Here is a 13,009-nt window from a genome sequence, read left to right on the forward strand (position 1 = left end):
CCCAGCGAGAGGGGAACGGCCATGAGAGCTGGCCCCGGTCAGACCGTGGCCGGCCGGTACCAGGTGACGGACCGTCCGCCCGCGGGCGACGAGGCGCTCGCCAGGGTCGCGGTCGACGCGCGCAGCGGCGTGCGGGTGCTGCTGGAACCGGTCGAACTGCCCGAGCTCCTGGTGCCCGAACTGACCGGCAGCAACGACTTCGCGGCCAGCCGCTGGCTCGACCCCGAGCCGGTGCTGGCCGAACTGGCCGCCGCGATCGCCGCCGTGCCCGAACACCCCAGGCTCGGCCAGTCCTTCGAGGCGGTGGCCGAGGACGGCGTGGTCTGGCTGGCCGTCGAGCGGCCCGCCGCCGTGCGGCTGACCGAACTGCTCGCCGGCGGGCCGCCGCCCTCGCCCTACCGGGCCGCCGAGCTGGCCGCCGACCTGGCCGGCGCACTGGCCGCCGTGCACCGGGCCGGGCGGGTGCACGGCAACGTGCTGCCCGAGCAGGTGCTGATCTGCGAGGACGGCGCGGCGCTGCTCGGCGGACTGGCCGTCGGCACCGCCCAGGAGGCACTGGCCCGCGAGCTCGGCGGCGGCGACCCGCGCCGCTGGGGGCAGGCCAGGGCCGGCCTGGTCGGCGACCGGGCCGAACGCTGGCCGCCCGAACTGCTCACCGACCTCGGCGCGGCCGGGCCACCCGCCGACCTCTGGGCGCTCGGCGTGCTGCTGCACCGGGTGCTCACCGGCCGCGGCCCGTTCCCCGAGCACAGCCAGACCGTGCTCTTCGCCGCCGTGCGCTCCGGCAACCGGGGCGACCGCGCGGGGTGCGGGCCGCTCGGCCCGCTGGTGGACCGGCTGCTCGCGCCCGACCCGGCGGCCCGGCCGACCGCGGCCCAGACCCGGGCCTGGCTGGCCGGCCTGCTGGCCGAGGCGCCGGAGCCCTTCCGCAGCGAGCCGGCTGCCGGCACCCTGCCGGTGCCCCGGCCGCGCCGGCTCCCGGCGGCGCGCCCGCGCGCCGGGCGCCCGGCGCGCGCCGAACCGCACCACCGGCACGCGGCGGCGGCCCGGCGGCCGTCCAAGCTGCTGCCGGTGCTGCTGGTCGGCGGGGTGCTGGCGGCGATGGCGCTGGCGATGGCCGCCGTGGTGGCGTTCGCTCACTGAATCCCGTGCGGAACAGCCAGTTCCGGGTCACGAGGCGGTCACGTGCCCGGGTCGCGCTGGGTGGTGCGGCGGAGTCCGCCTAGGCTTGGTCCCGGAACATTGTCCGAACGGTGATCAGTTGCGTGGTGCACCGAAGAGGGGGAGCGGTCGCCGTGAGCGCACAGCAGCAGGAGGGCACCGAACGCCGCATGCTGGCCGGCCGTTACGCCCTGGGGGAGCGTCTCGGCCGGGGCGGCATGGGCACGGTGTGGCGGGCCCAGGACCTGATGCTGGACCGGGAGGTGGCGGTCAAGGAACTGACCGTCAATCACCTGCCGGAGGAGGACCTGGCGATCCTCCAGTCCCGGATGAAGCAGGAGGCGAGAGCCGCCGCGCGGATCAAGCACTCCGGCGTGATCACCATCCACGACGTGCTGGAGCAGGACGGCCGGCCGTGGATCGTGATGGAGCTGATCGACGGCCGCTCGCTGGCCGACGTGATCGCCCAGGACGGGCCGGTCTCGCCGCGCTCCGCCGCCGAGGTCGGCGCCCAGGTGCTCGCCGCACTGCACCGGGGGCACCAGCTCGGCGTGCTGCACCGCGACGTCAAGCCGGCCAACGTGCTGCTGGAGCACGGCACCGGGCGGGTCGTGCTGCTGGACTTCGGGATCGCCAAGTTCGAGGGCTCCTCGGAGCTGACCCGCCCCGGCGACCTGGTCGGCTCGCCCGACTACCTGGCGCCCGAGCGCGCCCAGGGCGAGCGGTTCGGCCCGGCCTCCGACCTGTGGGGCCTGGGCGCCACGCTGTACGCGGCGGTCGAGGGCAGCTCCCCGTTCCGCCGGGACACCCCGCTCTCCACGCTGGCCGCCGTGGTGGACGAGCCGCTGCCGGAGTCCAGCCGGGCCGGCGCGCTCGGCCCGGTGCTGGCCGCGCTGATGGCCAAGGAGCCGGCCGAGCGGCCGAGCGCCGAGGAGGCGCTGCGGATGCTACGCGCGGTGACCGAGGGGCACACCCTCGGCATGGCCGTGCCGCAGCAGCCGCACCGGGTGCCGACCCAGGCGGTGCCGGCGGTGGACCGGCGGCCGCTGGTCGAGGAGCAGGAGCCGGCCCCGGAGCCGGTCGGCGTGCCGGTGCTGCCGATGGAGCCGGTCGACCCGTCCGCGGCCACCGGGGCGCACGGCCCGCTGGCCGCGGAGGCGGTGACCGCGCCGGTCGCCGTGCCGCCCGCCGCCCCGCGCCGCCGGCGGGGCCTGCGGCTCGGCCTGGTCGGCCTGGTGGTCGTGCTGCTGGCCGCCGGTGGCGTGGTCTACGGACTGGAGCGCGACCGCCACCAGCCGGCGCCGGTCGCCGACTCCACGCCGACCCCGCAGCCCGGCGGTTCGAGCGCGCCCAGCCCGAGCACCGGCACCCAGGACAGCCCGGGCACCCCGCCGGTCGGCTACAAGTGGGTCGACGACGAGCAGGGCTTCCGCTTCCCGCTGCCCGCCGACGGCCAGAACTGGGTCCGCACGGTGGGCAACGGCAACAACGTCTACTACACGGCGGACAAGCAGTACCACCTGATCCAGTTCTCCGTCACCGCCGGCGAGTTGGGCACCCCGCTGGACCACCTGAAGTCGATGGAGGTCACGGAGTCCCTGCGCAAGGACTACCACGTGTTGAGCGAGGGGGAGACCCAGCTCTACGGTCAGCCGGCCGCCAAGTGGGTGTGGACCTTCACCTGCGGCACCTGCGGCACGCCCGGCCCGCGCAAGGTGTTCTGGGAGGAGTTCAAGGGCTCCGACGGGACCGCCTACGCGATGCTGGTCTCCGGCCCGCTGTCCGAGGCGACCGCGATGGAGCAGCGGTTCACCGCCATCGTCAACAACTTCAAGGTCATCGGTCACCCCGGCGGCGGCTGAGCCGACAGCCTGTTACCGACGGGTACACAACTGGCCCGGGAAGTCCTAGGCTTCGCCCATGACGGACATCACGGCAGAAAACCGCGGCGTCGGCCGCAATCCCGTGGCCCCGGGCGCCGGCCGTACGGTCGCGTCGGCGGTGCCCCAGTCCCTGGTCGCCCGGCTGACCCGGGGCATCGTCGCCGGGGAGGAGGCGGAGCGGCAGGAGAACCTCGCGCCGTTCACCGGCGAGCCGCTGGCCGAGCTCCCGCAGTCCACCGTCGCCGACGTGGAGGCCGCCTTCGCACGGGCCCGGCAGGCCCAGCAGGCCTGGGCGGCGGTGCCGGTCCAGCGCCGGGCCGCGGTGCTGCTGCGCTTCCACGACCTGCTGCTCAAGCGGCAGGACGAGGTGCTCGACCTGATCCAGGCGGAGACCGGCAAGGCCCGGCTGCACGCCTTCGACGAGATCCTGGCCACCGCCATGGCGGCCCGGCACTACGGGCGCGGCGCGGCCGGCTACCTGCGGGACCGGCGGCGCGGCGGAGCGGTGCCGGTGCTCACCCACACCGTGGAGGGCCGTCGCCCCAAGGGCGTGGTCGGCCTGATCTCGCCCTGGAACTTCCCGCTGGAGCTCTCGGTCAGCGACGCGCTGCCCGCCTTCGCGGCCGGCAACGCGGTGGTCAACAAGCCGGACACGCAGACCGCGCTGACCGCGCTGTGGGCCCGCGAGCTGCTGATCGAGGCCGGGCTGCCCGCCGAGCTGTGGCAGATCGTGGTCGGCGACGGCCCCGTGATCGGCCCGGCCGTGGTGGAGCGCGCCGACTACGTGTCGTTCACCGGCTCCACCCGCACCGGGCGCGACGTGGCCCAGCGGGCCGCCGCCCGGCTGGTCGGCGCCTCGCTCGAACTGGGCGGCAAGAACGCCATGCTGGTGCTGCCCGACGCCGACCTGGACCGGGCCGCCGAGGGCGCGGTGCGGGCCTGCTTCCGCTCGGCCGGCCAGCTCTGCATCTCGATCGAGCGGCTCTACGTGCACCGCTCGGTGGCCGAGCAGTTCCTGGCCCGGTTCACCGCCCGCGCCAAGGCGATGCGGCTCGGCAGCGGGCTCGCCTACGGCGCCGACATGGGCTCGCTCACCTCGCGCCGGCAGCTGGAGACCGTGGTCCGGCACGTCGAGGAGGCGGTCAAGGCGGGCGCCACCGTGCTGACCGGTGGTCAGGCCCGGCCGGAGATCGGCCCGTTCTTCTACGAGCCGACCATCCTGGACGGGGTGACCCCCGAGATGTCCGTCTGCGCCGACGAGACCTTCGGACCGGTGGTCTCGATCTACCGCTTCGACACCGAGGAAGAGGCGATCGAGGCGGCCAACGCCACCCCGTACGGCCTCAACTCCAGCGTCTGGACCCGCGACCTGCGGCGCGGCCGGGCGGTCGCGGCCCGGCTGCACACCGGCACGGTGAACGTCAACGAGGCCTACGCGGCCGCCTACGGCTCGATCGCCGCGCCGATGGGCGGCATGGGCGACTCCGGGCTCGGCCGCCGGCACGGCGCCGAGGGCATCCTGCGGTTCACCGAGGCGCAGAGCATCGCCAGCCAGCGGGTGATGCCGCTGGCCCCCGCCTTCGGGCTGACCGAGGAGCGGTTCGCCGCCATGTTCACCAGCGGCCTGAAGCTGCTCAAGGCGATGGGCGTCAAGTGAGCGGGGAAACGGACGTGGACGTGGATGTGGACGCGGACTTCGACTACGACGTCATCGTCATCGGCTCGGGCTTCGGCGGCTCCGTCTCGGCGCTGCGGCTGACCGAGAAGGGCTACCGGGTCGCGGTGCTGGAGGCCGGCCGCCGGTTCACCCGGGACGAGCTGCCGAAGAACTCCTGGGACGTCAAGAACTACCTCTGGGCGCCGGGCCTGGGCCTCTACGGCATCCAGCGGATCCACCTGCTGGCCAACGTGGTGGTGCTCGGCGGCGCCGGGGTGGGCGGCGGCTCGCTCAACTACGCCAACACCCTCTACGTGCCGCCGAAGGCCTTCTTCGAGGACCGGCAGTGGCGGCACATCACCGACTGGCAGCAGGAGCTGGCCCCCTTCTACGACCAGGCGCAGCGGATGCTGGGCGTGCGGACCAACCCCACCACCACCCCCTCGGACGTCCACCTCAAGGCGGCCGCCGAGCGGATGGGCGTCGCCGACAGCTACCACCCGGCCCCCGTCGGGGTGTTCTTCGGCGACGGCCGGGACGGCGACGGCACCGCCAAGGCCGCGCCCGGCAGCGAGGTCGAGGACCCGTACTTCGGCGGTGCCGGGCCGCGCCGCAAGGCCTGCACCGAGTGCGGCGAGTGCATGACCGGCTGCCGGCACGGCGCCAAGAACATGCTCACCGAGAACTACCTCTTCCTGGCCGAGGCGAACGGCGCCGAGATCCACCCGCTCACCACGGTGGCCCGGATCCGCGAGCTGGATGGCGGCTTCGCGGTGGACGTGAAGCGCACCAACGCCCGCTCGGCGCAGGCCCGCAAGGCCGGCGCCCGGACCCTGACCGCCGCCCGGGTGGTGGTCGCGGCCGGCACCTACGGCACCCAGACCCTGCTGCACCGGATGCGCGAGCAGGGCCGGCTGCCCCGGCTCTCGGACCGGCTCGGCGAGCTGACCCGGACCAACTCGGAGGCCCTGGTCGGCGCCCAGACCACGCCCCGGCGGTACGGCGGCCCGGTGGACTTCACCAAGGGCGTGGCGATCACCTCCTCGATCCACCCGGACGAGAACACCCACATCGAGCCGGTGCGCTACGGCAAGGGCTCCAACGCCATGGGCCTGCTGTCGATCCTCCAGGTGCCGGGCGGCGGCAGCGGCCCGCGCTGGCTGCGGGCCGGCGCCGAGGCGGTCAAGCACCCGACCGTGCTCGCCCGCTCGCTCAGCAACTACCGGTGGTCGGAGCGGACCATCATCGGCCTGGTGATGCAGTCGCTGGACAACTCGATCACCGTCTCGCTGAAGCAGAAGGGCCTGGGCAAGGGCAAGCTGACCTCCACCCAGGGGCACGGCGAACCCAACCCGAACTGGATCCCGGCCGCCGAGCAGGGCGCCAAGATGCTCGCCGCGGAGATCAACGGCTTCGCCGGCTCCACCGTCGGCGACGTCTTCGACATCCCGATGACCGCGCACTTCCTCGGCGGCTGCCCGATCTCCGACACGCCCGAGGACGGCGTGGTCGACCCGTACCACCGGCTCTGGGGGCACCCGGGGATCAGCGTGGTGGACGGCTCGGCGGTCTCCGCCAACCTGGGCGTCAACCCGTCGCTGACGATCACCGCGCAGGCCGAGCGGGCGATGTCGATGTGGCCGAACAAGGGCGAGGCGGACCCGCGCCCCGAGCAGGGCGCCGACTACCGCCGGGTGGCCGCGGTGGCCCCCGCGCGGCCCGCCGTGCCGGCCGGCGCGTTCGGCGAACTGCTGCTGCCGGTGCCGAAGGTGCCGGCCAAGCGGGAGGACTGACCGGGGCGGACTGTTACGGAGCCGGCCGGTGGCCGTTACACGACCGCCGGTCGGCAGTGCGGTGGGCTTCCTAGCGTGGGCGCAGCCTGCTCGGACCGACCGGGTCCGGGCGCTGTAGCGGGAGGTTTTCCCATGTCACGTGCGATCAGGACCGTGCGCTGGTCGGTGCTCGGCCTCGGGGCCGCGGCGGCTCTGCTGCTGTCCTCGACGGCGGCCCAGGCCGACGGCCCGGTGCCGAGCGCGGCCCCCGTCCCCGGCAAGCCCGCGGTCAGCGCGGCGCCCAGCGCGGCCCCCGTCCCCGGCAAGCCCGCCGTCAGCGCGGTGCCCAGCCCGGTGGCGTCCGACGGCGCTCCGGCGGTCGGCCCGGTGCCCGGCAAGGCGCCGGACTCCGGCCAGGTCAAGGTGATCCCCAAGGGCGGGGCGCAGACCGGTGAGGGCACGACCGGCGGCCCGTCCACCGCGGAGCTGGCCGGCGGCTCCGTGCTGGCGCTGATCGGCCTGGGCGGTGTGGGCTACGCGGTCCGCAAGCGCCGTGTCGGCGCGGCGAACTGACCGCCGTCGCGGCCGGCGCCCCCTGCGGGCGCCGGCCGCGGTCGGCGGCGTGCTGGCCCTCGGGCTGGCCGGGCTGCTGCTGAGCCGGCAGTCCGCCCCGCCGCCGGTGGGGGCGGGGATCGCGCCGGTGGCGGCGGCTCCGGCGAGCACTCCGGCGGGCACAGCGGCGAGCGCGCCCGGGGCTGGCTCCAGCGCGGCGCCCGCCGCGTCCGTCGCGCCGCCGGTCGAGCTGCTGATCCCGAGCATCAAGGTGGCCGCCCCGGTGGTCGCCGCGGGGATCAACCCGGACGGCACGGTTCCGGTGCCCCCGCTGAGCCGCCCGGCCGAGGTGGACTGGTACGACGGCGGCCCCCGGCCGGGCGAGGCCGGACCGGCCGTGCTGCTCGGCCACTACGACACCCGGGCCGGCGACGCCGTCTTCCACGGGCTGCCGCAGCTGCACCCGGGCGACCCGATCGAGATCCGCCGCGCCGACGGCAGCACCGTGCTCTTCCGGGTCCGGGAGCTGCGCAAGGCGCCCAAGGACGCCTTCCCCACCGCGGCGGTCTACGGGGACACGCCCGGCCCGCAGCTGCGGCTGATCACCTGCGGGGGAGTGCTGGAGGCGGACGGCCACTACTCGGACAACATCATCGTCTTCGCCGACCCGGCCGGTTCGTAGCGCAACCGGACACGGCCGGTGCCCCGTGTTCCTCTCTCGGGAGGCCCGGCCCGGGGCCGGCAGGACGACGGACGGAGGAACGGATGGACGGCGTGCGGAGGGTGCTCCGCCGGCTCGGACTCGCGGTGGCGGCGCTGCTGTCGGTGGCCGCGGTGGTGTCGGTGGCGGGGTGCGGCGGCCCGGACGGGGTGCACGACGCCGGCCCGGCCCGGCCGCTGCACCAGCGGCCGAGCCCGGTGCCGCTCTGGCCGGTCGCGGACACGGTGAAGTCGCCGAGCGCCACCGCCACGCCGTCCGCCCCGGCGGAGCCGATCCCCGGCCTGGTCGCCCCCGGCGACTCGATCCGCGGCCTGGACCCGGCCACCGTGCTGGCCAAGGACCCGCAGGTGTCCGCGGCCGAGCTGTCGGCGTTGCGCGGCTGCACCGGCTGCCGGGTCTACCAGCCGCAGTACCCGGAGCTGACCGGCGACGGGCAGGAGGAGCTGGTCACCGCGGTGCGCGACGCCGACCAGCACAGCTACCTGCACGTCTACCGGCTGCGCGAGCACCGGGTGGTGTCGCTGCTCGCGCTGGTCGTGCAGCCGGACTTCCAGGCCGACACGGTCGGGCAGGACCTGGTGGTGGACGAGCCGTCCGCGCCGGGCGGCGACACCAGGACCACCTACCACTGGAACCCCGAACGGGCCGCCTTCGACCGGCAGACCGCCGCCAGCGGCCCGAGCGGGGCGGCGAACGGCTGCCTGCCCGGCATGGTGGTGCCGAGCAGCCCGCCCCCGAAGGGCGAGCCCCCGGGCACCGGGCCGGCCGTGTCGGCCGCCCCGGTGCCCGTGGGGCCGCGCCCGGTGCCCAGCCCGGCCCCGCCGCAGGCCTCGCCGAGCGGGGCGGCCCGGTGACGGCGGCGGCCCGGATCCTGCTGGTCGAGGACGACGAGGTGATCCGGGAGGCGACCCGGATGGCGCTGGAGCGCTACGGCTTCCCGGTGCGGACCGCGGCCGACGGGCTGGAGGGGCTGGAGCTGTTCCGCGCGGACCGCCCGGACCTGCTGCTGCTCGACGTGATGCTGCCGCTGCTGGACGGGGTCGGGCTCTGCCGGCGGATCCGCGAGGAGAGCCAGCTGCCGATCCTGATGATGTCGGCCCGCACCGACCCGATCGACGTCGTCTCCGGCCTGGAGGCGGGCGCGGACGACTACGTCACCAAGCCCTTCGAGACGTCCGTGCTGGTGGCCCGGATCCGCACCGTGCTGCGCCGCGCCGGCCTGCCGCCCGTGCTTCCGGCCTCCCCGGCCGCGCCGGAACCTGTGGGGCCTGTGGGGCCTGTGGGGCCGGTGCCACCGGCCGAGCCGGTCCGGCCGCTGCGCGAGATCGACGGCCTGACCGTGGACCCCGAGGCGATGGAGGTGCGGGTCGACGGCCGCCCGGTCCTGCTCACGCCGACCGAGCTGCGGCTGCTGCTGGAGTTCACCGCCGCGCCCGGCATCGTGCTGGAGCGCCAGGGCCTGCTGGAGCGGGTCTGGGACTACGGCTGGGACGCCGACACCCGGGTGGTGGACGTGCACGTGCAGCGGCTGCGGGCGAAGATCGGCGCCGACCGGATCGAGACGGTGCGCGGCTTCGGCTACAAGCTGCGCCGGCCGCGCGGGAGCGCCGGATGAACCTGCGCCGGCAGATCGCGGTCACCGTCGCCGCGGTCTCCTTCCTGGTCGCGCTCTCGGTCGGGCTGCTGGTGCACCGGGCCTCGGCGGCCCAGCACACCGGGCAGTCCAGGGCCAACGCCGAGGCCGCCCTGGACGCGGTGCGGGACTACTACGACAACACCGACCAGCTGCCCAGCAACGCCTGGAACGCCTCGCTCGACCCTTCGGCGGCGCCGCCGGCACTGGTCCGGCTGGCCGGCCAGGGGCACCAGGGGTCGCTGCTGACCGGCGGGCGGATGTGGGCGGCTGCGCCGGGGCCGGACGGCCAGGTGCTGTCGGTCTCGATCGACTTCACCGCCGACCAGCGGGCGATCGCCGACCTGGACCGCACCATCACGGTGTCGGCCGCGCTCTCGGTGACCGTCACGGTGCTGGCCGGGGTGCTGGTGGCGCACCGGATCAGCCGCCGGCTGCGCACCGCCGCGCGGACCGCCAGGACCATCGCGCAGGGCGATCTGGCGGCCCGGATCGGGCCGCTCGGCCGGGCCCGGGACGAGGTGGCGGAGCTGGCCGCCGCGGTGGACTCGATGTCGGCCGTGCTCAGCAGCAGGCTGGCCCGCGAGCAGCGGTTCACCGCGGACGTCGCGCACGAGCTGCGCACCCCGCTCACCGGTCTGCTCACGGCGGCCGGGCTGCTGCCGCCGGGGCGGCCGACCGAGCTGGTGCAGGACCGGGTGCGGGTGCTCTGCCGGCTCACCGAGGACCTGCTGGAGGTCTCCCGGCTGGACGCGGGGGCGGAGCGGGCCGAGCTGTCCGTGCTGCCGCTCGGGGCGCTGCTGCGCCGGATCCTGCCGGAGTCGGCCCGGCTGGAGGTGCGTGCGGACACCGAGGTGAGCACCGATCCGCGCCGGCTCGACCGGGTGCTGGCCAACCTGGTGGCCAACGCCGAGCGGCACGGCGCGCCGCCGGTGCTGGTCACGGTGGACGGTCCGGTGGTGACCGTGCGGGACCACGGGCCGGGCTTCCCGGCCGAGCTGCTGGCGGACGGTCCGCAGCGGTTCCGCACCGGGGACGCGGCGCGCGGGCACGGCCACGGCCTGGGGCTGACCATCGCCCAGGGCCAGGCGGCGGTGCTGGGCGTGCGGCTGCGGCTGGCCAACCATCCGGAGGGCGGCGCGGTGGCCGAGCTGCGGCTGCGCTGAGCGCGGCCCGGCCGGGCAAGGGCAAAGGGCCCCGCGGGGGAACGGGGCCCTTTGTCGCTCAGCACGCGGCGTCAGGGCTGCGCCGGTGCTGGATGGACGGCGCCGGGGGAGGAGCGCCGTCGCTATTCGGTTGGCTTCTTCGGCTTCCCGGGTCGCCCGGGAGCAGTGCCGGGGGCGTCCGGCGGGTGGCCAGTTGACGCCGAGTCTCACTGAGCGTGAGGAGGTGACCGCTGCGGCCACCGGTGGGCGCCAGCAGGTAGTCGGCGGGGACACCGACCTGTCCAGGCCGCCGGCGAACCCCGTACCCCTGCATCGTGGTGGACGGAGGCCTTGCTGTGCAAGCGATTCTGCGGACATTGCCGCAGTCCGGTTCCTGCCGGTCCGCTTAGCGGCCGGCTTCCGGCAGGCCGGCGCGGGCCTGCGGGCGGTCCGATATCCGGTGACGGAACGTAGTTGGGGTACAACCGTCGCCGGGCGGCGCGGCGGTCGGCCGGGCGTCCCCGGAGCCGGCCACCGCACCTCCACGGCTCAGTCCCGGGCCGGCCGCTGTCCCCTGCCGCCGGCGCCGTTTGACCCCGTGCGCGGTCCCACGGCACGTCCGCCCCCGGCCACCGGCCGGGATCGGGGCGCCTCGCGCACGGGCGGACTGGAGTTTCCACGCGTGGTCCTGCGGACCGCACGGGCGCGGGCCCGGGCGCCGGCTGCCGTCGCACCTGGCGGGTGCGGCCGCGGTCGTGCGGTCGCCGGGAGAACGAGCCGGCGGGCCGCGCGGACACGGGCGCCGTGGCAAAGGGGTGAACGCCGCTCCCGGTAGACTCGGGGGTGACTCCCCACATCGCCGCCGGAAGGCCGTCTGTGTCCCCTGCTACCCCCGACCAGTCCGCACCGTCGGTCGACACCGTCCTGGTGGTCGACTTCGGCGCCCAGTACGCCCAGCTCATCGCCCGCCGGGTGCGTGAGGCGCGGGTCTACAGCGAGATCGTGCCGAGCACCATGCCGGTCGCCGAGATGCTCGCCAAGAACCCGAAGGCGATCATCCTCTCCGGCGGGCCGTCCTCGGTCTACGAGGAGGGCGCGCCGCGCCTGGACCGCGCGATCTTCGAGGCCGGTGTGCCGGTCTTCGGCATGTGCTACGGCTTCCAGCTGATGGCGATCACCCTCGGCGGCACCGTGGACAACTCCGGTGCCCGCGAGTACGGCCGGACCCCGCTGCACGTCAGCCGGTCCGGCTCGACCCTCTTCGAGGGCACGCCGGACGAGCAGTCGGTCTGGATGTCGCACGGCGACGCCTGCTCGGCCGCCCCCGAGGGCTTCGCCGTGACGGCCTCGACCGACGTGGTGCCGGTCGCCGCGTTCGAGAACGACGAGCGCCGGCTGTACGGCGTCCAGTACCACCCCGAGGTGCTGCACTCCACGCACGGCCAGCAGATCCTGGAGCACTTCCTCTACCGCGGCGCCGGCATCGCGCCGACCTGGACCACCCACAACGTGGTGGACGAGCAGGTCGCGCTGATCAAGGCCCAGGTGGGCGACAAGCGCGCGATCTGCGGCCTGTCCGGCGGGGTGGACTCCGCGGTCGCGGCCGCGCTGGTGGCCCGGGCCATCGGCGACCAGCTGACCTGCGTGTACGTGGACCACGGCCTGATGCGCAAGGGCGAGACCGAGCAGGTCGAGAAGGACTTCGTGGCCGCCACCGGCGTCAAGCTGAAGGTGGTGGACGCCGAGGAGCGGTTCCTGAACGCGCTCAAGGGCGTCAGCGACCCGGAGGAGAAGCGCAAGATCATCGGCCGGGAGTTCATCCGGGTCTTCGAGCAGGCGCAGGCCGAGATCATCGCGGACGAGGGTCCGGCGGTGGAGTTCCTGGTGCAGGGCACCCTGTACCCGGACGTGGTGGAGTCCGGCGGCGGTACCGGCACCGCCAACATCAAGTCGCACCACAACGTCGGCGGCCTGCCCGAGGACCTTGAGTTCCAGCTGGTCGAGCCGCTGCGCCAGCTGTTCAAGGACGAGGTCCGGATGGTCGGCCAGGAGCTGGGCCTGCCGGAGGAGATCGTCCAGCGGCAGCCGTTCCCGGGCCCGGGCCTGGGCATCCGGATCGTCGGCGAGGTCACCAAGGAGCGCCTGGACCTGCTGCGCGAGGCCGACGCGATCGCCCGCGAGGAGCTGACCGCGGCCGGCCTGGACCGGGAGATCTGGCAGTGCCCGGTGGTGCTGCTGGCCGACGTCCGCAGCGTCGGCGTGCAGGGCGACGGCCGCACCTACGGTCACCCGATCGTGCTGCGTCCGGTCTCCTCCGAGGACGCCATGACCGCCGACTGGTCGCGGCTGCCCTACGAGGTGCTGGCCCGGATCTCGACCCGGATCACCAACGAGGTGCGCGACGTCAACCGCGTGGTGCTGGACGTGACCAGCAAGCCGCCGGGCACCATCGAGTGGGAGTGACCTCCCGCAGACCGAGTTGAAC

At 75.1% G+C, this 13,009-nt stretch carries 10 protein-coding genes; all 10 read left to right on the forward strand.

Going from position 1 to position 13,009, the window contains the following annotated elements:
- Positions 1–21 precede the first annotated feature (21 nt).
- The 10 genes from FHX73_RS16790 to guaA all read left to right on the forward strand — a co-directional run bounded on the left by FHX73_RS16790 (position 22) and on the right by guaA (position 12,987).
- A complete protein-coding gene (locus tag FHX73_RS16790; RefSeq protein WP_145905765.1) occupies positions 22–1,143 on the forward strand; it encodes a protein kinase domain-containing protein in 1,122 nt (373 codons plus the stop codon).
- 152 nt (positions 1,144–1,295) lie between these two features.
- Entirely contained in the window at positions 1,296–3,023 is a 1,728-nt protein-coding gene (locus tag FHX73_RS46275; RefSeq protein WP_246213566.1) for a serine/threonine-protein kinase, read from the forward strand.
- A 58-nt stretch (positions 3,024–3,081) separates the two neighbouring features.
- Positions 3,082–4,701, forward strand: coding sequence for a succinic semialdehyde dehydrogenase (locus FHX73_RS16800; RefSeq protein WP_145905766.1), 1,620 nt, complete (start codon positions 3,082–3,084; stop codon positions 4,699–4,701).
- Positions 4,698–6,494 carry a GMC oxidoreductase gene (locus FHX73_RS16805; RefSeq protein WP_145905767.1) on the forward strand — a complete coding sequence of 599 codons (1,797 nt, stop codon included), beginning with the start codon at positions 4,698–4,700 and terminating at the stop codon, positions 6,492–6,494. The genes FHX73_RS16800 and FHX73_RS16805 overlap by 4 nt, the downstream gene beginning before the upstream one ends.
- A 132-nt stretch (positions 6,495–6,626) precedes the next feature.
- Positions 6,627–7,046, forward strand: coding sequence for a hypothetical protein (locus tag FHX73_RS16810; RefSeq protein ID WP_145905768.1), 420 nt, complete (start codon positions 6,627–6,629; stop codon positions 7,044–7,046).
- Entirely contained in the window at positions 7,027–7,707 is a 681-nt protein-coding gene (locus FHX73_RS16815) for a class F sortase (protein WP_211786212.1), read from the forward strand. The genes FHX73_RS16810 and FHX73_RS16815 overlap by 20 nt, the downstream gene beginning before the upstream one ends.
- A gap of 83 nt (positions 7,708–7,790) precedes the next feature.
- Positions 7,791–8,600, forward strand: coding sequence for a hypothetical protein (locus FHX73_RS16820; protein ID WP_145905770.1), 810 nt, complete (start codon positions 7,791–7,793; stop codon positions 8,598–8,600).
- Positions 8,597–9,361: a two-component system response regulator CseB gene (gene cseB / locus FHX73_RS16825; protein ID WP_281292684.1), complete on the forward strand. Its 765-nt coding sequence runs from the start codon at positions 8,597–8,599 to the stop codon at positions 9,359–9,361. Before FHX73_RS16820 ends, cseB begins: the two co-directional genes overlap by 4 nt.
- Complete coding sequence (locus tag FHX73_RS16830; RefSeq protein ID WP_145905771.1) at positions 9,358–10,545, forward strand: sensor histidine kinase; 1,188 nt, start codon at positions 9,358–9,360, stop codon at positions 10,543–10,545. The genes cseB and FHX73_RS16830 overlap by 4 nt, the downstream gene beginning before the upstream one ends.
- 855 nt (positions 10,546–11,400) lie before the next feature.
- The gene (gene guaA, locus FHX73_RS16835; RefSeq protein ID WP_145905772.1) at positions 11,401–12,987 is read left to right on the forward strand and encodes a glutamine-hydrolyzing GMP synthase; all 1,587 of its coding nucleotides are present in this window, start codon (positions 11,401–11,403) and stop codon (positions 12,985–12,987) included.
- Positions 12,988–13,009 lie beyond the last annotated feature (22 nt).

Source organism: Kitasatospora viridis, assembly GCF_007829815.1.
GTDB lineage: Bacteria > Actinomycetota > Actinomycetes > Streptomycetales > Streptomycetaceae > Kitasatospora > Kitasatospora viridis.

Coding starts and splice junctions, on each gene's coding strand:
- FHX73_RS16790 (WP_145905765.1), top strand. CDS start 22: ATGAGAGCTGGCCCCGGTCAGACCGTGGCCGGCCGGTACCAGGTGACG.
- FHX73_RS16800 (WP_145905766.1), top strand. CDS start 3,082: ATGACGGACATCACGGCAGAAAACCGCGGCGTCGGCCGCAATCCCGTG.
- FHX73_RS16810 (WP_145905768.1), top strand. CDS start 6,627: ATGTCACGTGCGATCAGGACCGTGCGCTGGTCGGTGCTCGGCCTCGGG.
- FHX73_RS16820 (WP_145905770.1), top strand. CDS start 7,791: ATGGACGGCGTGCGGAGGGTGCTCCGCCGGCTCGGACTCGCGGTGGCG.
- FHX73_RS16830 (WP_145905771.1), top strand. CDS start 9,358: ATGAACCTGCGCCGGCAGATCGCGGTCACCGTCGCCGCGGTCTCCTTC.